General features: G+C 41.2%; 16 protein-coding genes and 1 other annotated feature. All 16 genes read left to right on the top strand.

Features of this window, described 5'->3' with window-relative positions; all coding sequences use genetic code 11:
* Positions 1–750: 750 nt before the first annotated feature.
* The 16 genes from ACQKMH_RS03215 to ACQKMH_RS03290 all read left to right on the top strand — a co-directional run bounded on the left by ACQKMH_RS03215 (position 751) and on the right by ACQKMH_RS03290 (position 20,367).
* Positions 751–2,862: a sigma 54-interacting transcriptional regulator gene (locus tag ACQKMH_RS03215; RefSeq protein WP_427586048.1), complete on the top strand. Its 2,112-nt coding sequence runs from the start codon at positions 751–753 to the stop codon at positions 2,860–2,862.
* 24 nt (positions 2,863–2,886) lie between these two features.
* Complete coding sequence (locus ACQKMH_RS03220; RefSeq protein WP_427586049.1) at positions 2,887–5,061, top strand: acetate--CoA ligase family protein; 2,175 nt, start codon at positions 2,887–2,889, stop codon at positions 5,059–5,061.
* The gene (locus tag ACQKMH_RS03225) at positions 5,021–6,001 is read left to right on the top strand and encodes an NAD(P)H-dependent flavin oxidoreductase (protein ID WP_427586050.1); all 981 of its coding nucleotides are present in this window, start codon (positions 5,021–5,023) and stop codon (positions 5,999–6,001) included. Before ACQKMH_RS03220 ends, ACQKMH_RS03225 begins: the two co-directional genes overlap by 41 nt.
* A 215-nt stretch (positions 6,002–6,216) precedes the next feature.
* A complete protein-coding gene (locus tag ACQKMH_RS03230) occupies positions 6,217–7,602 on the top strand; it encodes a CoA-binding protein (RefSeq protein ID WP_427586051.1) in 1,386 nt (461 codons plus the stop codon).
* A gap of 332 nt (positions 7,603–7,934) precedes the next feature.
* On the top strand, positions 7,935–9,122 hold the full coding sequence (locus ACQKMH_RS03235; protein WP_427586052.1) for a CaiB/BaiF CoA transferase family protein: 1,188 nt from the start codon (positions 7,935–7,937) through the stop codon (positions 9,120–9,122).
* Between the two features lie 353 nt (positions 9,123–9,475).
* Positions 9,476–10,744, top strand: a complete 1,269-nt coding sequence (locus tag ACQKMH_RS03240) for an MFS transporter (RefSeq protein ID WP_427586053.1) — start codon at positions 9,476–9,478, stop codon at positions 10,742–10,744.
* A gap of 512 nt (positions 10,745–11,256) precedes the next feature.
* Positions 11,257–12,012 carry a DUF2087 domain-containing protein gene (locus ACQKMH_RS03245; protein WP_427586054.1) on the top strand — a complete coding sequence of 252 codons (756 nt, stop codon included), beginning with the start codon at positions 11,257–11,259 and terminating at the stop codon, positions 12,010–12,012.
* A 16-nt stretch (positions 12,013–12,028) separates the two neighbouring features.
* On the top strand, positions 12,029–12,385 hold the full coding sequence (locus ACQKMH_RS03250) for a GIY-YIG nuclease family protein (RefSeq protein ID WP_427586055.1): 357 nt from the start codon (positions 12,029–12,031) through the stop codon (positions 12,383–12,385).
* Positions 12,386–12,564: 179 nt separating this feature from the next.
* Complete coding sequence (locus ACQKMH_RS03255) at positions 12,565–12,843, top strand: 2TM domain-containing protein (RefSeq protein WP_427586056.1); 279 nt, start codon at positions 12,565–12,567, stop codon at positions 12,841–12,843.
* A 237-nt stretch (positions 12,844–13,080) separates the two neighbouring features.
* Positions 13,081–13,254 (top strand): hypothetical protein, encoded by a 174-nt coding sequence (locus tag ACQKMH_RS03260; RefSeq protein WP_427586057.1) that lies wholly within the window; start codon positions 13,081–13,083, stop codon positions 13,252–13,254.
* 52 nt (positions 13,255–13,306) lie between these two features.
* Positions 13,307–13,684 (top strand): YidH family protein, encoded by a 378-nt coding sequence (locus tag ACQKMH_RS03265; protein WP_427586058.1) that lies wholly within the window; start codon positions 13,307–13,309, stop codon positions 13,682–13,684.
* A 535-nt stretch (positions 13,685–14,219) separates the two neighbouring features.
* Positions 14,220–14,495, top strand: coding sequence for a GNAT family N-acetyltransferase (locus ACQKMH_RS03270; protein ID WP_427586060.1), 276 nt, complete (start codon positions 14,220–14,222; stop codon positions 14,493–14,495).
* A gap of 647 nt (positions 14,496–15,142) precedes the next feature.
* Positions 15,143–15,400: a binding site (T-box leader), on the top strand.
* A gap of 117 nt (positions 15,401–15,517) precedes the next feature.
* On the top strand, positions 15,518–17,233 hold the full coding sequence (gene ilvB / locus ACQKMH_RS03275; RefSeq protein ID WP_230154879.1) for an acetolactate synthase large subunit: 1,716 nt from the start codon (positions 15,518–15,520) through the stop codon (positions 17,231–17,233).
* Positions 17,234–17,236: 3 nt separating this feature from the next.
* Positions 17,237–17,749 carry an acetolactate synthase small subunit gene (gene ilvN / locus ACQKMH_RS03280; protein WP_427586062.1) on the top strand — a complete coding sequence of 171 codons (513 nt, stop codon included), beginning with the start codon at positions 17,237–17,239 and terminating at the stop codon, positions 17,747–17,749.
* A gap of 67 nt (positions 17,750–17,816) precedes the next feature.
* Positions 17,817–18,845 (top strand): ketol-acid reductoisomerase, encoded by a 1,029-nt coding sequence (ilvC, locus tag ACQKMH_RS03285; RefSeq protein WP_230154882.1) that lies wholly within the window; start codon positions 17,817–17,819, stop codon positions 18,843–18,845.
* The gene (locus ACQKMH_RS03290; protein WP_427586064.1) at positions 18,832–20,367 is read left to right on the top strand and encodes a 2-isopropylmalate synthase; all 1,536 of its coding nucleotides are present in this window, start codon (positions 18,832–18,834) and stop codon (positions 20,365–20,367) included. Before ilvC ends, ACQKMH_RS03290 begins: the two co-directional genes overlap by 14 nt.
* Positions 20,368–20,369: the final 2 nt, after the last annotated feature.

Consider the following 20,369-nt stretch of genomic DNA (forward strand, 5'->3'; position numbering starts at 1 on the left):
CCCCTTCCTAGAAACCTTTTCCATGGAGTCATGTGACTATTTTCCAGTTAATCTTTCAGAGATTCTATGTTGAATCAAACAGGGGGGAGACGATGAAGCACTTATTCAACTATCCCCTCGTATTGATAAGGGCTTTTGTAAACTTGGTTTATCTGTCGATGTTGTCCAATCGCTTATTCAGAATGATACATGTGTCATTTCTGAACTAAACAACCATCTTCCCCGGACCTATGGGGACACAATGGTTCACGGCAGGGACATCGATCACATCGTTCTTTCATCACGTCAATTGCTTTCCATTCCACTCGGAAAATCGAACAAATTAGAAAAAAGAATTCAGCGTATCCATTGTCGGGCACATCCTAGATCGGGCTACCATCCAGGTCGGATAGGCATTCATATTACACCCATAATGGAATGATTCTATCAAAACTAGAAAGGTTTCACTCTGTTAATTCAGCGAGCTGGTGTATGAGGACAAATGGACTTTATCCGTGGGAGTGGGGGCAATCATCACAATGGCATCAACAGCAAAAAAGATTCAAGTTAAAGATGCCGTATGTACCTTCTTTAATATCAGAAGTTGATTCCGATGTAACGGAGTGCCTGTCGCGTCTTTATTTGGTAAATCTCTAAAAGAGTGGGCTAAATAGAGCTGATTTTCGTGAGAAACGTACGAATGATCTAGAAAGGGAATACAATTTTTTCTAGAAATAAACTGAGGAAAAGACTACTTGGAGGGATTGTTCAATGAACATGCTTAGTAAAGATATAATCATTAAAACTTCTATGCGGGTAAAGGAAAACCAGCCTATAAAAGAGGTACAGGCATTTTTTGAACAATCCTCCCTAGATGGTCTGCCAGTATTCAGTATTCATGATCGATTGCTTGGAATGATTACCAGGGACTCAGTATATGCCGCCATCCAGAACAATGAAATTGAAGTTTCGCCATTGCATTTGGACCAGGATTATATGTATGTTTCAGAGAAAGAGGATATTCATTTTCTTCTAAAGCTGAATAGGGCCTTTTATTTGGTTCAAAACAAATATGATTCTATCGTGGGAATCATTAGCCAAAAGCGGCTTAACCATATGCATATTCAAATGTTGGAAAGGCGCTTAAAAGAACTGGAGTCCGTTTTTGAACATGCCCATAATGGAATAGTAGCCATTGATAAAAACGGGATGATCACTTCCTTTAATCCAGCAACCGAAAGAATAAGCGGAGTAAAACGAAATGGTGCGCTAGGTCGCTTTTTAAATGATGTATTTATTCCGAGCGGGATGCTTGAAGTACTTCGAACCGGAGAACCTCAATATGCCACAAAGTATCAAGTTGGAAATCGGAAATATATAACGAATCGGACGCCGATTATAGAAAATGGTGAAGTGACCGGAGTTGTAGGGGTCTTTCAGGATATTTCTGAAATGGAAAAAATTTCAGGGGAGCTGGAAACGGTACGGGAGTTAAATCAACAATTGGAGGCTATCATATCCGCTTCTTATGATGGGATCGTGATTACGGATCCCACAGGAAGAATTATCAGATATAACCAAGCGTTCATCGCGTTAGTTCAGGAAGAAAGTAACCATGACCTTAACGGGAAGAGGATTTTTGAGATTTTTCCGTCTTTTATAATTAAGGAAATAAAGAAAATCGTTAAGGAGAAACAATCCGTAACGTTAGTGGAACAACTGGAGTCCAATATTAATTTAATCATTACCGTCAATCCTGCACTCAGTAACAATGGAGAGGTTGACTTTATCGTCATTAATGTCCGGAACATTACAGAACTAATCCAGCTGCAGGAAGAAGTGGAAAGTAATAAGCAATTGACAGAACGCTATAAAGAGGAATTATCACAATATCGAATGGAAATCAAGTCACGCTGCCATTTCATTGCGGATTCCCCAAAAATGAGAAAAATCGTCGATGTAGCAAAAAAGGTAGCTTCATTCGAGTCTACCGTCATGATTTTTGGAGAATCCGGAACAGGGAAAGAAGAGGTTGCAAGAATCATTCAACTTAATAGTAATAGGAGCGATGGACCTTTCATTACCATCAACTGTGGTTCCATCCCTGAAACATTGCTTGAATCCGAGCTATTCGGTTATGAAGTGGGCGCCTTTACAGGGGCGGGAAAGAAAGGGAAACCCGGTATGTTTGAATTGGCGAACAAGGGAATCATTTTCCTGGATGAAATTGGGGAATTCCCGCTTCCCCTGCAAGTGAAGCTGCTGAGGGTGATTCAAGAAAAAGAAGTGACGCGACTTGGTGGAACAAGACCTATTAAAGTGGACGTCCGAATCTTGGCTGCCACCCATCGTAATCTTGAAGAGCAAGTGAAAAAAGGGGAATTTCGTGAAGATTTATTTTTCCGATTAAATGTAATACCTATTACATTGCCACCCCTTAAAGAAAGAACGGAGGATTTGATTCCTTTAATTGAACTGTTTTTAAATGAATATAATCAAATCTATGGGATGTCTAAAAAGATTACACCAGATTCATTTGAAATGCTCTTACGTTATAATTGGCCGGGAAACGTTCGAGAATTACGGAATGTCATTGAGCGCTTTTTTGTATTGTCCGAAGGAGACTCGATTAACATAAAGGATATTCTATATTCTTCGATTTTTTTTCAAGGTGAACTCACAGAACAAGATTCCGAGGTTGAGGAAGAAGTCCTCCCGCTAAAGGAAGCTGTCATGAATTTTGAAGAAAAGCTAATTAAAAGGGCGTTGAATAAGCATGGAAGTACTTACAAAGCGGCTGAAATATTAAAAGTGGATCAATCAACAATCGTTCGTAAACTACAGAAGATGAAAGCGTTATCAATCGCAGGAAAAATTGAGTGAAACCATAAAATAGGGGGAAGGAAAATGTCCAGATCAGAAGTGGTAAAACAATTTTTACACCCTAAATCGATTGCAATCGTCGGAGCTTCCCAGGATCTAACTTCTATTGGTGGAAAACCGATTAATAACCTCATTCAGCACAAATATAAAGGAAAGATTTATCCGGTCAATCCAAAATATCAAGAAATTTGCGGATATCCTTGCTACCCAAGTATTTTGGATATCCAGGGAAAAATAGATGTAGCTCTTATTGCCGTAGCTGCAAGTAGAATTTTACAGACGATTGAGGACTGTGGGAAAAAGGAAATAAGACATTTGATTTTATTCAGTTCAGGTTTTGCAGAGACTGGTCCGGAAGGTAGATGTCTGCAAAATGAACTGCTGCAAATCAGCCGGAAACATGGGATTCATATTATTGGTCCGAATAGCATCGGCTGCCTGAATGTCATTGAAAAGATCCCGATGGGGTTTTCGACATCATTTGAATCAAAAAAGGAATTCATCTCAGGCAATATCGGCTTAGCTTCTCAAAGTGGAGCACTCGGTTTTTCACTTTTTGGACTGGCACAGGATGAGAATATCGGTTTTTCCTATATTGTGAATACAGGGAATCAATCAGATATCAATGTATTGGATTGTATTTCATTTATGCAGCAGGATACCTCTACAGATGTGGTTGCCGCCTATTTAGAAGGAGTTCCGGACGGAGAACAGTTAATTGAGCTTTCCAAGCAGTCCATAAAATGTGACAAGCCTTTGCTTATTTTAAAGGCAGGCCGCTCGGAGTTGGGGAAAAAGGCGGCAATGTCCCATACGGCTTCGTTAGCGGGATCAGAGCAAGCCTTTAATGCCATTGTTAAACAGTTCGGTCTCATTCCCATTCGTGATATAGATGATATGATCGATACAATGAAAATTTTTGCCCGTGGTAAGCGTGCAAAAGGTTCCCGTATAGTTACAATATCAAACTCTGGTGCAGCAGGGATAACGATGGCCGATTATAGTGAACAGTTGGATTTGGAATTGATTCGTCTTCAGCCAGAAACACAAGAAAAAATACAATCCATCATTCCAGTTTACGGATCAGCTTTCAATCCGATAGATATTACCGCTCAAGCGTTGAATGAACAACATATATTAACCGAAACACTTGAAGTGTTAGTAAAGGATGATCAGGTCGATGTCATTATCGTCCATTCTACATTCGGCGGAACTCTTGGCAAGAAAATTTGTGAAAAGATCATTGATATTGACCAAAAAACCGATAAACCCATTATCATAACTCTGACAGGAACGAAAGAACTCATGGACGAAGGCCGTACCTTACTGCAAACGGCAAGAGTCCCTGTATATCATACCTCCTATAAAACGATGGCGGCTGTCAAGCAGCTTGTAACGTTTTCCTCGCATGTCAATGCTGCAACTGAGGTTCAAGAAGAAACTCAGGATCCAATGATAAGTCCTTATGAGAAGAAAGGAGTTTGGACGGAAGAAAAGGTTAAGCAACAGCTCTCTGACCTAGGGATGATTGTTCCAAAAGGGATGATTGCAAAAAATAGAGAGCAACTGGAGCAAATGAAAAATAAGGTTCAGTACCCCGTCGTTTGTAAGGTGATTTCTGATGAAATTATTCATAAAACGGACGAGGGAGGGGTTATCTTAGGAATCAAAAATGAACTGGAATTAATTCAAGCTTACGAGTCGATAGGTAAATCCATAAAGGAGAATCTCCCTGAAGCAAAAGTAAACGGAATTCTAATAGAAGAGATGATCACCGAAAAAGGGGTCGAAATGTTCATCGGGATAAAAAATGATCCACAGTTCGGCCCTTTAATCGTATGCGGCCTTGGCGGGATTTTTATTGAAGTCTTAAAAGACATTTCAATTAGGAGGGCGCCCATTACCTCGCTGGAAGCTCATTCCATGCTGAAAGAGCTGAAAGGCTACTCTTTACTTTTAGGTGTCCGTGGCGGAAAAAAGTCCGACATAGATGCTTTGGCAAATGCGCTTGTTCAGCTTTCTCATTTTGCTGATCAAAATAAAGGAAATATTATGGAGATGGACATTAACCCTTTGATTGTATTGAATGAAGGAAAGGGTGTCGCTGCACTGGACGGTATCGTCGTTTGGAAAAACGGAAAGAAAGAAGGGGATGAATTTGAAATTCAGAACAGCCATTACGGATTTGTTAGGAATTGAGTACCCAATTATTCAAGGCGGATTGCATAGATTGGGTATAGAACCGTTGGTATCTGCTGTGTCTGATGCGGGAGGACTTGGTTTACTCACTGCCGGTTCATACCCCTCAAAAAAAGAAATGATTCAAGATATTGAGTTAGTGAGGTCCAGAACGGATAAACCTTTTGGGGTGAATTTGGCGATTGGAATAAGACGGCCGATGGATGAATTTGTAGACGGGGCCATAGAGGCCGGAATCAAAATCGTGTTTACGTCAGGGTACAGTCCAGTTCAGTATATGGAACAGTTTAAGAAGGCAGGTATAAAGGTCATCCATGTAGTCCCTACTCTAAAATTTGCTAAAAAGGCGGAAGAGTTAGGGTGTGACGCAGTAGTGGTCGTAGGCTTTGAGTGCGGTGGCCACCCGGGACTGGATGAAGTTTCGTCATTGGTTTTGCTGCCGGAAGTCGTGCAAGAGCTGACCATCCCGGTTATTGCTGCAGGGGGATTTGTCGATGGAAAAGGTTTGTTGGCCGCACTATCAATGGGGGCGCAGGCCGTGCAAATGGGAACCCGTTTTGTCATGACTGAAGAATGCCCGCTGAATCCTTCGATAAAAGCAGAATTAATGAACGCTGGATCACACGATACGATGATCATAAAACGGTCCATTAAAAAACCAAACCGGGTATTCAAAAGTGCAGCCGCTATCAAAGTAGATAAATTGGAAAAGAGCGGCGCAGGGATAGATGCGCTGTTACCGATGATCGGAGGGGAAGCATATGAAAAAATGCTGACAAGCGGCGATGTCCATTCTGGTATTCTTTCCATTGGAGAAGGGATCGGAAGAATCGATACATGTAAAAGTGCCAGGTCCGTGATTGAAGACATCATGAAAGAAGCTGAAGAGAGTTTCAGGCAAATCAACATGTATGCCCATTCGAGTACAGGAACTTTGTAAAACTGAACAAAAGTAACCAAGAGCTATTCAAGTTGCCTTGGTTATTTTTTATGAATCAAAAAGGTTTAATGTAGTATTACATTAAAAAAATGAGAACTTGCATTGGTTTTAGGATGTCGAGCTTTAGAACAGTAGTCATTTAGCGTATTTTAGAATTGGCATGATTTTTGCAATGTAGTAAGTATGGTGATTGAAAATTAAAAGGTGGTGATCAATTGATTGGTTACAGTGCACCTGATTTATCCCTTTTACTTTCACCAGGTTCGATTGCAGTCATAAGTGCAAATTTCGAAACGGGCCATGTTGGAGGAAGGGTATTACTGAATCTGCAAAAATCTAAATACAAAGGTAAAGTTTATCCCGTTCATCCTAGATACGATGAGACGTTTGGGATGAAGACATATCCAACGTTGATGAGTATATCAAATAAGGTGGATACAGTTGTCATTACTCTGCCTCTCAAGTCTATTTTACCGATTCTGGCTGATTGTGTGGAAAAAATGGTGAAATTCATTGTTATTCCAAGTATCGATTGCAATGAGTCAGAAGCAGAAAAACTTCATTGCAGAAAAATATTGAAAGCGTTTTCCGAGGAATCAGGAATTCGGGTACTCGGTCCAGATTGCCCTGGATTATTTAATATAGGGGGTTCGGTAGGCATTTCCTGTACATCTTATTACGAACCAAACCGTTTGCAATATGGCGGAATCTCCCTTATCTCTCAGGGAGAAGGTTTAGGGAGAACGATTTTGGATGCAAACGACAGGGGAATTGGTTTTAATCATTGGATTTCTACGGGCGATGAAGCGGACTTAGAAATCTCTGACTTTATCAATTATTTGGCTTACGATTCCGCTACCAAAGTTATTTTCGTGGTAGTAGAAAGGTTAAAAGATGAATGGACGTTTCGATATGCTGCCGAAGCAGCGAATAAAGCCGGGAAGCCGATTATCGTGTTAAGTATAAATCATTCAGAGCATGGAGCCGATAAAAGGATCCACCCGATTTTTTTTAAAGAATTGGGCGTCATTCAGGTACATGATCTTGATGAACTGATAAACGTAGGCTGGCTCTTCCTCAAATATGCAAACCCGCAAGGAAACCGAATCGGAATCTTTTCATACTCTGATGGTGCGGCTAGCTTACTTGCTGAGAAGTGCAGGGGGGGCAATCTTCTTGTACCGGATATTACGAATGAAACTAAATATAAAATTCAAGGTTTGTTACCGGATGAAGTAGCCCCTTCAAATCCAATAAATAGTAAAATACATGCCCACCCTGATATGAATAGGGTAAAGACGTGTCTGGAACAATTTTCGAAGGATCCAAATGTGGATATCGTCTTTGTTCTCTTTTCTTTTAAAGTGGGTATCTATACAGAAATGCTGGCTAGGCACACGGTGGAGATTGCCCAGCGAATGAATAAACCAATTATTCCATTGTGGACTTCCTTATCCGGGGAACGGGAAGTAGCATATGAAATTTTAGTAGATAGTAAACTTCCTTTTTACACAACTTCCGATGCGTGTGTGAAGGCTGTTAAACATTTTACGGAATATAGCATGAAACGGCTGGTCTTTAAAGCGGAGCATCCTTCTTAAATCGCCTTTATTACTCGGAAAATACGAATATAAGAAAAAAAGCAGGAGGCGAAAAAAAGTTACGTGGGAAACAGAAGATGCAAGCATGGTAAATGCTTGCTGAGGATTGTGATTTTGTCCTAAGTGCAAGTTGAAAGGGGCTTGGATTTGTTCAAAGGCGGTACTGGAATTCATGAATGAACAGGGCATGGGCAATCCAAGAACGATTCCGATCATCGGCAGCCCTATGAAATTGCAAGTACCGTCCCGTTTTTTGCAGTAAGGAATGTGTAATTCTATCAGACTGACGCAGGCGTTCATACCAAAAATAGAGTGAAAAGGAGAAGGTTGGAATGCAGTCATCTTTGGAAGGTATTAAAATACTTGATTTATCGAGGACACTAGCCGGCCCCTTTTGTACCATGTTGCTCGGGGACATGGGGGCGGATGTGATAAAGGTCGAGCGGCCAGGGAAAGGGGATGAATCAAGGCGCTTCACCCCGCCTACATGGAATGGTGAAAGCTGTTATTATCTTACTTCAAACCGAAACAAACGAAGCATTACGGTTGATTTAAAAAGTCCAGAAGGAAGAGAAATCATCTATAAGTTAGTCCAAGACGCTGATATATTAGTCGAAAATTACCGAACAGGCACACTGGATAAACTTGGCTTTGGTTATGAAACGTTAAATGAATTAAACCCCCGTTTAGTGTATTGTTCGATATCTGGATTTGGCAGAACAGGCCCGGAAAAGAACAGGGCCGGTTATGATCTGATTTTACAAGGGTTTGGAGGATTGATGAGTATCACAGGTGATGCGGACAGAGCACCGGCAAAAGCAGGAATGTCCATAGTGGACCTTACGACTGGCATGTTTGCTGTATATGGAATCCTTAGTGCGCTATTCGCCACACAAAAAACTGGAAAAGGCCAATTTGTGGATGTGAGTTTACTAGATGGTCAAATTGCATTATTGAATCATATGGCAACCGGATTCATGGCAACCGGGAAACCTGCTGGAAGAATGGGTTCCGCCCACCCTTCGATTGTCCCTTATCAATCATTCGCGACAAAAGATATGGATATCATATTGGCTGTTGCTAATGATGGATTATGGGAAAAATGTTGCCGGGCCTTAGATTGGAAGGATTTATTGGATGATTCTCGTTTTACGAAGAATGACAATCGAGTCGCCCACCGCACAGAACTGGTGGCGATTATTTCTGAGAGATTGATTACACTCGAAAGCACAGAGGTTTTTGAAAAACTGGATGGAGTCGGAGTACCATGCGGTCCAATTCACACAATCGATCAAATCCTTAACCACCCTCAGGTTGAGGCAAGGGAAATGATGATTGATATTGAACATCCAAATGTGAAGGATCTTAAGGTTCCAGGTTTTCCGGTTAAATTATCAGAAACCCCATCCAATGTCCGACGTCATCCTCCTTTGCTTGGGGAGCATACAGATGAGGTGTTAGGGGAACTTGGCTACTCCTTGACCCAAATTGACGAGCTTAAACGAGGCAAGGTGATATGATGAAATGTAAGACTAAGCTGGGGGTTTTCTATCGGGAAAAATTCATATACATGGATATGATTTGGTTGAAGATTTAGGGTTTAGTGTGAAGCTTGTAACCCTTATGAAGGAGATTCACCGTCAATTTATCAATTGAAAAATAAGCAGATTACACCTCAAACAGTATGTGCCATTGGTGCTTTTATGTCGGATGCGAATTTGCATTATAGCATAGTGAAAACTTTTGTACTTGCAGCAAGGGCAGTAGGGGTGATCGGGCATATCGTCTAGGAAATCAGGCAGATCGCAAAGACAGCAGAGTGCAGAATATTTTGTGGAAGAGAATGAGTGTACCTAAAAAAGGGGGCTGCAAGGTGGAAAAAACTCAACCAAAACGTACTTGGATCATTGTGTTCATTTCTTGTTTTCTTGGGCTTGTAGTAGATGGGATGGACTTACAATTGCTGGCATTGTCTCTTCCAAGTTTAATGGATGAATTCCAGATAGATAAATCAACTGCGGGGCTCCTCAGCACATGGTCCTTAATAGGAATGGCCGTCGGAGGGATCCTGGGCGGGTGGTTATCGGACCGATTTGGACGGGTAAGGATGGCAACTTGGATGATGGTCATCTTTTCTGTCGGTACCGCATTACTTGGTTTCGTACAAACATATGAGCAATTTTTAGTTATCCGTTTCTTTTCTGCTATCGGGATAGGAGCTGAATATTCAATCATCACGATGCTGATGGCTGAATATGTGCCGACAAAAAGAAGGACGACTATATTGGGTACATTACAAGCAGCCTACTCAGTAGGCTATTTAGTCGCAGCCCTATTGGCTGGTGCCATTCTGCCGATTTATGGTTGGAGGCCATTGTATTTTATATCTGTCCTGCCAGTGGTTTTGGCGATTTATATCCGATTCAAAATTCCTGAACCTCAAGGCTGGAAGGAAGAAAAGCAGAAAAACAAAGGAATCAAGAAAAATGAATGGCTCACGATTTTTAAAGAGCCAAAAACAAGGGCTATATTTCTATTTTGGATTCTCACTTCCACTTTTTTGCAGTTTGGTTATTATGGCGTAGGAACTTGGTTACCAACGTATATTGTAGATGATTTAGGCTTCGATTTTAAAAAGATGACCGGTTATCTTGTTGGGACATATACAGCGATGATTTTTGGGAAAATCCTTGCAGGATGGCTAGCGGATAGAATAGGTCGGCGTGCGGTGTATATCATTGGTGGCTTATCCACAGCCGTTTTCTTGCCGGTCATCATTTTGTATCACACACCAGCCAATATCATCATTTTACTTACGATACTTGGATTCCTATATGGGGCACCATATGGGGTTAACTCAACGTATATGAGTGAGAGTTTCCCAACACATATTCGTGGAACCGCTGTAGGGGGTGCGTATAACATCGGTCGATTTGGAGCAGCAATAGCCCCTATTAGCATCGGGATCATTGCGGAAGCCCAATCGATTGGATTTGGCTTGGCTACACTTGGTATTGCTTATGCACTAGCCGGAATTATACCTGCACTATTTATCAGGGAAAAAATGTATGATCCTTATGATAATAAATCAGATGCTTCCATAAAACAAAACGAAAGCGCTTCGGGTAATCATTCTGCTTGAGTAGTACGGACAAACTTATAAATATCCCCAAGATCCAAGAATGAACTCTTTTATTCTTACCCCATTCGTCATATACGAATGGGGCGTTTTTAGCTTAGAAATGTCCCGTTAGAAGTTTCCATTATTATCATAACGCTTTCTGATTTCACTCAAGTCACCGTAAAAATCATCTGGAAGGTATTATTACCCAAACTATTATATTAGAGAATATTGGTCATCGGGTGATGTTTCTTGTCCGTTAGAAGCCTCCGCTTATCAAAGAACGGCCCATCCACTCCGTTAATAAACAAGTCCGATAAATTAACAAACTCTCCATACCCCTTTTACTAAAAACTTCATCTGCCCTCAACTCCATACCCTTTATTGTGAAAATGCAACGTACCTAATGTGGAAAATGAAAAAATGGTTATTCTATTATAAAAGTGGCTAATTCACAAAAAACGTTGACATAATACAAACAAATTAATATTATGTTTATTATATTATAAACTTTATAAGGAAGTGTTTGTTTAATGCAAGATGCAGAAATGTTTTGGAGTGCATCCCAAGATGAGCTAAAGCAGGGCTATGTCCAAGATGAGAATCAGTTTATTTGTTTGCTGTGCGGACATACAGTTCAAAAGGGGATCGTATACCCAAAAGATGGGACTCTTTATGAAGCAGAGAGGTATATGCGTATTCATATCGAAAATGCACATCAATCGGTATTCGAATACTTGATTGATCTCGATAAGAAATTAACAGGTCTCACAGATCATCAGAATCGCCTTCTTCGCCTTTTTTATCAAGGGAAGAACGATGCTGAGGTGCAGGAGGAAATGGGAATTGGAAGTTCTTCTACTATTCGGAACCATCGTTTTGTATTAAAAGAGAAAGAGCGTCAAGCTAAGTTATTCTTGGCCATGATGGAACTTTTAAAAGATAAAGATAAACATGCGCCGGCATTTGTCCCTCTTCACCAAACTGCAAGGATGGTCGATGATCGTTATAACGTTACTAAGGAAGAGAAGATGGCCGTACTGAAAAAATATTTCCCTAAAGGCAGTCAGGATGCATTAAAGTCTTTCCCTCCAAAGGAAAAACAGAGGCTAATCATTCTCCAAGAAATTACGAACCGCTTTGAAAATGAGCGGAATTACGAAGAAAAAGAAATCAATCAAATATTGGGCTCCATTTATCATGATCATGTTCTAGTAAGAAGATATTTAATAGAATATGGATTCTTGGATAGAAAGCCAGATGGGAGCCAATATTGGCTGAAGAAATAGACAGGAGGCAATGAAGATGGATCGTAAAAAAGAATTGAAGCAATTATATAAGGAAACGAAAGTGGATGCGGGTGTATACCAAATAAGAAATACGAAAAATAATAAAGTCTTTATCGGCAGCACCAGAAATCTAAAGACGTTAAAGGGAAAGCAATTTGAATTGGAAATGGGAACGAACACGAATAAAGTGCTGCAAGATGAGTGGAATCAATATGGGAAAGAGGCTTTTTCTTTTGAGGTACTGGAAGTATTAAAGCCGAAAGAAACAGGATTTTTCGATATGAAACGGGAATTGAAAAAACTTGAAGAAGTGTGGATGGAAAAAATACAGCCATTTGAAGAACGAGGATATAATCGAGTGAAATTCAACTGAAGTATTGGAAGTGTAGCTTTCAGTTTATAAGCTTGCAGAAGACAATATAGGTTCATCCAAGACTCCCCGCATACGATTTAGCGTTAACACGTCTCGTTTCGTTTCTAAAATGGAATAAATAAGGAATTATTGAAGCGGATGATAATATATTTAAGTGTTTACGATTAGGGGGTGCGGGGATGGAAAATGGAGATGAATATGTAAGAGCGAAAAAAAGGGTGGAAAACCTAAAGGCCTTCTACATTCATCTAACCGTGTATGTATTGGTGAATATCATGTTTTTTGTCATGAACTTATTAACGGATCCTGGTTACTGGTGGTTCCTTTATCCTCTTGGAGGGTGGGGGATTGGAGTTTTGGTACATGGCATAACAACTTTTGCACATGGAAGCTTTGGGGCCGAGTGGGAAGAAAGAAAGATAAAAGAATACATGGAAAAGAATAAAAAGAACAGCTGATATAAGGATACGTTAAACTTGGGAGTCATTTATGGCTCCTTTTTTGCGTGTGAAGATCAGTAAGATACCATTAGAGGATCTCTTTGGATAGATAATTAGAGGATCTCACTTGTTGTTAGTTTTTAAATGGTTTAAGCTATTAGTGAGGGATCCTGATTTTGATGATGGAAACTGTTATTGACCAAGGGGGGAACCCTTAAAGGACCTTCACTAAATAATTTATTTTAGGAGTTGCAAATGAAAAAGATAGGATGGACCATAACGGGGATAGGGACAATCATTGCATTGGGCGCCCTGCTTTATCCTTTGAATGTTATTGATAAAATACAATGTATATATCTATTGCTTGGCGGTGCGGGATTGATGTTTGTTGGTTCCATGGTCAGGGCCCTTACGTTCCTTAAGCGATAAAAGATGATGTTTAAAATGATTGAATCTAAGACGGTACATGCAAGGTGATATCATGGAGAAAAATCAATTGAAATATGCGCAGCAGCATCTGGCTAATGAACGAACCTTTTTGGCGTGGATAAGAACGGTGATTGCGATAGTGGGGATTGGTTTTCTAACGACGAGCCTGCACTTTACGATTGGGTTGCATCGGGATGCCCGGATTGACTTGATCAGTATCATACTGGGTATAGTTGCATGCGGTTTGGGTCTTGTGATTACAGTTCTGGCGACGTTCAGTTATTTACAGAAGAAGCGGCAAATCAATGAAGAGAACTTCCAGCCCTCCGGTGGGCAGGTCGTTCTTATCTCTGTCTTTATGGTCATACTGTTATCGATGATCATTTTATATTTTCTTTTTTATAAAAGTGTAACACTCTGCCCTACATGATATAGGGCAGTTTTTTTAGTTTCTTCTATTATATATTTATTCTTACATCACTGTGGTAAGATTTCTTCCATTGTTTAGATGTTATTTACAAACAGAGGGTTGGAAAACTCTAAATTAAAAAGGACATTGTAAAAATATTCTCTTCCATTTTATGAGTTATAGTATCATTTTACCTCAATGATCCTTGGTTTTGCAGGAAAGATGACCGCTTTGTATAAGGTAAGTGTTCATTTTGTATTAGTAGTAATAAGCGATAGTGAATTCTTCATCATCCATTTGACTTCAGGAGCAGTCCTTCGTTTGTAAGTAAACTTCACATCGATACAGAAATGAAGGCTTTATCAAATGCTGATGGTTTAAGTCAATGAAAATGGTGGGGAAAAGCTATACAGGTGAGAGAATTATAGAGCAATCCGTTCATCGAGATGCTTTCGTTAAAAAGGGTGTTACCACCAACCTTGATCAGGTTTTAAATATTTGTTTAATTTCCATTTTGTGAGATATGATAAAAGGGAATGAAAAGGAGGTCATTAAGATGGTGGATATAAAAAAAGGTGAAAGTTCTTTTTTTGTCGAAGAATCTGGCGAGAAACTTGCAGAAATCACATTCTTTAAATCAGGTGAAGATGAAATCACAGTCGACCATACTGTTGTTTCTGACAAGCTCCGCGGGCAGAAGGTAGGAAATGCCCTTGTTGAAAGCGTAATAGGGTTAGCTCGCGAGGAAAAACTGAAAATTGTTCCGGTATGTTCATTCGTTCAAAAACAGTTTGAAAAAAATGCAGAATATGAGGATGTCTTGGCTAAATGAATTAAAGGGGTGACACCGAGGGGATGGAGATATTCAACTGGTGTTCACCCCTTTTTGCATGATTGAGATAATATAGGGTAATTGTGTGTAGCGGTGTTAATTTCGAAAGCATTTATTATTTAGCCCCTTTCCGACAAAGGCATTGCTCGCATTAAATATTGGGGAGGTGCTTGGATGGCTATTAACTTACAACCCCTATTTGATCTGGCAAAGGAAAATGTGGGCAGCAGTATGAAACAGGTCGTGCACGGGAATGAGGCCAAGTCTTATTTCAAGAGTAAATAATGCCCGCAAACTCTTTTCACTTAGGAGATTGACAGTGAAAACTGAAACTGAAAAGGAAAATGCATGATTCCTCATAGAAAAAACATCTTCTGCAAGTCGTGTAAGTGGGGCTTCTGATAAATACATCTTTTATCAATTAATAAATTATAATGCAGGATATGTATTTTTAAAAAATTAATAATTGAAATAACTTTTTTTATAGAATGTGGCAATGGTAGGTATGTAAGCGTATACAGCAAATCTCGCAATTTAGAATTATCAAAAAATTCTCAAAAACCTGTTGACTACTACTTGAAATACGCGTAAGATAATCACAAATACAAGACATCAAACATAAACGTTTCGAAAAAATATGAATAATGCGAAAAGCATTGAAGAGGATAAGTAGTCTTTTTACAAGACATTCACAGAGAGCCGGGTTGCTGAGAGCCGGTATTGTCCCGAAAGATGAACTCACCTTGGAGTTTCAGCTTGAACGTCAACTAGTAGAGCTGAACGGGTGCGTACCAGTACCCGTTATCAAAACAGAGAATAGTGTAGGCTATTCAAAGTGCGCATGGATTTTCATGCGAAAAAGGGTGGTACCGTGGAGTGGCTCATCAAGCCTTTTCACCCCTTTAACTTGCCGAGTGCAAGTACATTTGGGGTGGGAAGGCTTTTTTGTATGCATAAAAAGCTGAAAATTCCGAATCTTACGAAAACAATTGAATGAGAAAGTGAAGGAGGTCTTTACGAAAATGACACAAAAATCAGTGGTGGCTGATCGGAAAAGTGGAAAGACACATTATAGTGGTGCCGAATTCCTGCTGGATGCGTTGAAAAAGGAAAATGTTGAAGTCATCTTTGGTTATCCGGGCGGTTCGGTATTGCCGATTTATGACAAGCTTTATAGTTCAGAGCTTTTTCATATTTTGACAAGGCATGAACAAGGTGCAATCCATGCAGCGGAAGGATACGCCAGGATCACCGGCAAACCGGGGGTGGTCATCGTCACATCCGGCCCCGGTGCAACGAACATCGTTACAGGTTTAGCGGATGCAATGATCGACTCTTTGCCACTTGTTGTTATTTCGGGTCAGGTCTCTACCAGTGTAATTGGTTCAGATGCTTTCCAGGAGGCTGATGTACTGGGGATCACTACCCCGATTACCAAGCATAACTATCAGGTAAGAAAGCCGGAAGACCTCCCGCGCATTATAAAAGAAGCTTTTTATATCGCTTCAAGCGGCCGGCCTGGTCCAGTATTAATCGATATACCCAAAGATATGGCGATCTTGGAAGGTGTATCGACGGATGCGGAGCCAAAAATGGATCTTCCGGGTTATCAGCCGACGACCAAGCCCAATTACTTGCAAATCAGAAAGCTTGTTGAAGCGGTAAGCGGAGCGAAAAAACCGGTCATCCTCGCAGGGGCAGGTGTCCTGCATGCAAAGGCAGCCCACTTATTAAAGGACTATGTCGAGCAGCAAGGCATTCCTGTCGTCCACACCCTATTGGGTCTAGGCGGTTTCCCTGCGGAACATCCGCTCTTTATCGGAATGGGTGGTATGCATGGCTGTTTTGCAGCAAACATGGCGTTATCGAAATGTGATTTATTAATCAATATCGGTGCCAGGTTCGATGACCGATTGACTGGGAATCTAGCGAAGTTCGCCCAGCATGCAACGGTAGCCCATATCGATATTGATCCAGCGGAAATCGGTAAAAATGTACCGACGAAAATTCCAGTTGTCGGCAGTGCGAAGGAAGCATTGAAGGAGTTGATCGCTCAAAACGGTAAGAAGCCTGAAATTGAAGAATGGACTACACAGCTGACCAAATGGAATGAAGAGTTCCCATTACGTTATACACATGAAGAAGGTGTGCTGAAACCTCAGCGGGTCATCCAGATGCTTCATGAAAAAACGAATGGGGAAGCCATTGTTACGACGGATGTTGGACAGCATCAAATGTGGGCAGCACAATACTATCCGTTTAACAAACCGAATTCATGGGTCACTTCCGGTGGGCTTGGGACGATGGGCTTTGGGTTACCTTCGGCTCTCGGAGCGCAACTGGCGGATCCAAAGGCGACGGTGCTTTCCATATCGGGAGATGGAGGATTCCAGATGTGCCTTCAAGAACTTTCGGTCATTGCCGAAATGAATCTGCCGATCAAAATCATCATCGTCAACAATGGGGCACTCGGAATGGTAAGGCAATGGCAGGAACTTTTTCATGATAATCGTTTTTCACACAGTATTTTTCAATCACATCCAGATTTCGTGAAATTGGCTGATGCATATGGCATTCCTGGATACAAAGTGACAACGGAGGAAGAAGCAAGCGACTGCCTCGACGTTGCGTTAGCAACCGATGGTCCAGTGTTAATTGATTTCCGTGTTAAGCAAAAGGAAAATGTCTTTCCGATGGTGGCACAAGGAAAAGGGCTTGATGAAATGGAAGGAGTTTAATCAATGAAGGGAATTCTTAGCCTCACCGTGAACAACCGGCCAGGCGTCCTCAATCGGATAACGAACCTGTTCACAAAAAGAAATTATAACATTGAAAGCATGACTGTCGGACCCTCCGAACAGGAAGGCATTTCAAGGATGACCTTCGTGGTCGATGTGGACGACGAAGCAGTTGTTGAACAAATCACAAAGCAATTGAACAAACAAATCGAAGTTTTGAAAGTACATGATATTACGAATCAAACGATTGTGGCGAGGGAACTTGCACTCATTAAAATATTGGTGACTACACAGTCCCGAGCCGAGATTTATTCGGTCATTGAACCCTTCCGTGCTTCCGTAATTGATGTCAGTAAAGATAGCCTGACAGTTCAAATCACAGGGGAATCAGATAAAATTGAAGCCTTCATTGAACTGATCAAGCCGTATGGCATCAAGGAGTTGGCAAGGACAGGGACAGCCGCCATCGCGCGTGGGATGCAAATAGCACCCGTTAAGAGTGCGACAATCGTATAAAACAAAAAACAAAAAACAAAAAACAAAAAACAAAAAACAATGAGAAGAAAAGGGAGATGTAATTATTATGGCAAAAGTATATTATAACGCAGAAGCAAACGAGAATTTTTTCAACAATAAAAAAGTAGCGGTTATCGGATATGGTTCACAAGGACACGCACACGCCCAAAATCTACGTGACAGCGGTGTAGACGTAATCATCGGAATCAGGAAAGGTAAATCTTTCGATAAAGCTGTAGAAGACGGGTTCAATGTATACACAGTTAAAGAAGCGGCTGAACAGGCGGATGTAATCATGAACCTTTTACCGGATGAAACTCAACCGAAAGTATACCAAGAAGAAATCAAACCGGTATTGCGTGCAGGTCAAGCATTAATGTTCGCGCACGGATTCAACATCCATTTCAATCAAATCGTTCCGCCAGCAGACGTAGATGTATTGTTAGTGGCTCCAAAAGGTCCTGGACATCTTGTTCGCCGTACATACGAACAAGGTGCAGGGGTACCGGCATTGTTTGCCATCTATCAAAATGTTACGGGTGAAGCGAGAGAATTGGCTCTAGCGTATGCTCGGGGAATCGGAGCTTTAAGAGCTGGCGGATTGGAAACAACATTCCAAGAAGAAACGGAAACAGATCTATTTGGAGAGCAAGCTGTACTTTGCGGCGGATTAACTTCCCTTGTGAAAGCTGGTTTCGAAACCTTGACAGAAGCTGGATACCAGCCGGAAGTAGCATATTTCGAGTGTTTACATGAACTTAAATTAATCATCGACCTTATGTATGAAGGCGGAATGGAAAACATGCGCTATTCCATTTCTGACACAGCTCAATGGGGAGATTTCGTTTCTGGACCGCGCGTTGTAACGGAAACTACGAAAGAGGCCATGAAAGCTATCTTGAAAGATATCCAAGACGGTGAATTCGCTAAAGGATGGATCTTGGAAAACCAAGCGAATCGTCCAGTCTTCAATGCTATCAATAATCGTGAAAACAAGCATCAAATCGAAGTGGTGGGCCGTGAATTAAGAAAAATGATGCCATTCGTAAAACCTCAACAAACAGAGAAAGAAGTGGTAGCCGTTGCGAAAAATTAATATATTTGAGACGACACTTCGAGATGGGGAGCAATCCGCCGGTGTGAATTTGAATTTTACTGAAAAACTTGAAATTGCTTATCAGCTTGAAAGATTGGGTGTTGATATTATCGAAGCCGGTTTTCCGGCAGCATCCAAAGGGGATTTCAACTCCGTACAGGAAATCGCGCGCAAAATTAAAAACAGCTCTGTTACGGGGCTGGCGCGTGCTTTAAAAGGGGATATTGATGCAGCTTGGGAATCATTAAGAAGTGGGGCAGAACCAAGATTGCATACGTTCATCGCCACGTCTCCCATTCATCGTGAATATAAGTTGAAAATGTCGAAGCAACAAGTGATAGAAAAGTCCGTCGAGATGGTTAAGTACGGGGCAGCGCGTTTTCCGATCGTCCAATGGTCTGCAGAAGATGCGAGCCGAACAGAGCTTGACTACTTGGCTGAAATCGTTGAAGCGGTCATTCAAGCTGGTGCCAAGGTCATTAATATTCCGGATACAGTAGGTTATGCCGCTCCAATCGAATACGGCAACATTTTCCGGTACCTTCGTGAAAATGTTCCTTCTATTGATAAGGTAAGCTTATCTGCACACTGTCATGACGATCTTGGGATGGCAACGGCCAATTCATTAGCTGCCATCGAAGGCGGGGCTACACAAGTCGAAGGAACAATCAACGGAATTGGTGAGCGTGCCGGAAACGTGGCACTTGAAGAAGTGGCCATGGCACTCTTTATCCGTAAAGATTTCTATCAAGCAAAAACGGATCTTGTATTGAATGAAATTAAAAGAACCAGCGATTTGGTCAGTCGTCTTACCGGAATGCAGGTTCCTGCTAATAAAGCCATAATTGGTGCCAATGCATACGCACATGAATCTGGCATTCACCAGGATGGCGTGTTAAAAGAAAAAACGACATACGAAATCATATCACCTGAACTTGTCGGTGTAGCTTCCAATTCACTCGTTTTAGGCAAACATTCAGGGCGCCATGCTTTCAAAGAAAGATTGCAAGAGTTGAATTTTTCGGTAACGGACGAGGAAATGAACTCATTATTCGTTCAATTCAAGGAGTTGGCTGATAATAAAAAGACCATGACTGATGAAGATATCGTGGCACTAGTGCTTGAAGAGAAAGCGACGGATATCAGTTTCTATGACCTGGTTTCTTTCCAGATTTCTCACGGTACACATCAGACGGCGACCGCGACTGTTACACTGAAAAAAGGCGATAATGAAGAAATTCAGGAAGCGGCAACAGGGGCAGGAAGTGTTGAGGCTCTATATAACACACTTGAAAGATGTTTGGGCAGCGAAATCAATTTGCAGGACTATCGAATTCAATCGGTTGGTGGCGGAATGGATGCCCTTGCTCAAGTTTTTGTGAAAATTGATTTTAACGGTGTGGAAACAAGCGGCCGCGGTCTTGACCAGGACGTCTTGGAAGCATCCGCCAAAGCATATTTGAACGCGGTGAACCGTGTGATCATCATGAAGGAACTAGAAGAAAAAGCAGTATTACAATAGGA

The organism is Peribacillus sp. NPDC097895 (assembly GCF_050277555.1).
GTDB lineage: Bacteria > Bacillota > Bacilli > Bacillales > DSM-1321 > Peribacillus.

Coding starts and splice junctions, on each gene's coding strand:
- ACQKMH_RS03215 (WP_427586048.1), top strand. CDS start 751: ATGAACATGCTTAGTAAAGATATAATCATTAAAACTTCTATGCGGGTA.
- ACQKMH_RS03220 (WP_427586049.1), top strand. CDS start 2,887: ATGTCCAGATCAGAAGTGGTAAAACAATTTTTACACCCTAAATCGATT.
- ACQKMH_RS03235 (WP_427586052.1), top strand. CDS start 7,935: ATGCAGTCATCTTTGGAAGGTATTAAAATACTTGATTTATCGAGGACA.
- ACQKMH_RS03245 (WP_427586054.1), top strand. CDS start 11,257: ATGCAAGATGCAGAAATGTTTTGGAGTGCATCCCAAGATGAGCTAAAG.
- ACQKMH_RS03250 (WP_427586055.1), top strand. CDS start 12,029: ATGGATCGTAAAAAAGAATTGAAGCAATTATATAAGGAAACGAAAGTG.
- ACQKMH_RS03255 (WP_427586056.1), top strand. CDS start 12,565: ATGGAAAATGGAGATGAATATGTAAGAGCGAAAAAAAGGGTGGAAAAC.
- ACQKMH_RS03260 (WP_427586057.1), top strand. CDS start 13,081: ATGAAAAAGATAGGATGGACCATAACGGGGATAGGGACAATCATTGCA.
- ACQKMH_RS03265 (WP_427586058.1), top strand. CDS start 13,307: ATGGAGAAAAATCAATTGAAATATGCGCAGCAGCATCTGGCTAATGAA.
- ACQKMH_RS03270 (WP_427586060.1), top strand. CDS start 14,220: ATGGTGGATATAAAAAAAGGTGAAAGTTCTTTTTTTGTCGAAGAATCT.
- ilvB (WP_230154879.1), top strand. CDS start 15,518: ATGACACAAAAATCAGTGGTGGCTGATCGGAAAAGTGGAAAGACACAT.
- ilvN (WP_427586062.1), top strand. CDS start 17,237: ATGAAGGGAATTCTTAGCCTCACCGTGAACAACCGGCCAGGCGTCCTC.
- ilvC (WP_230154882.1), top strand. CDS start 17,817: ATGGCAAAAGTATATTATAACGCAGAAGCAAACGAGAATTTTTTCAAC.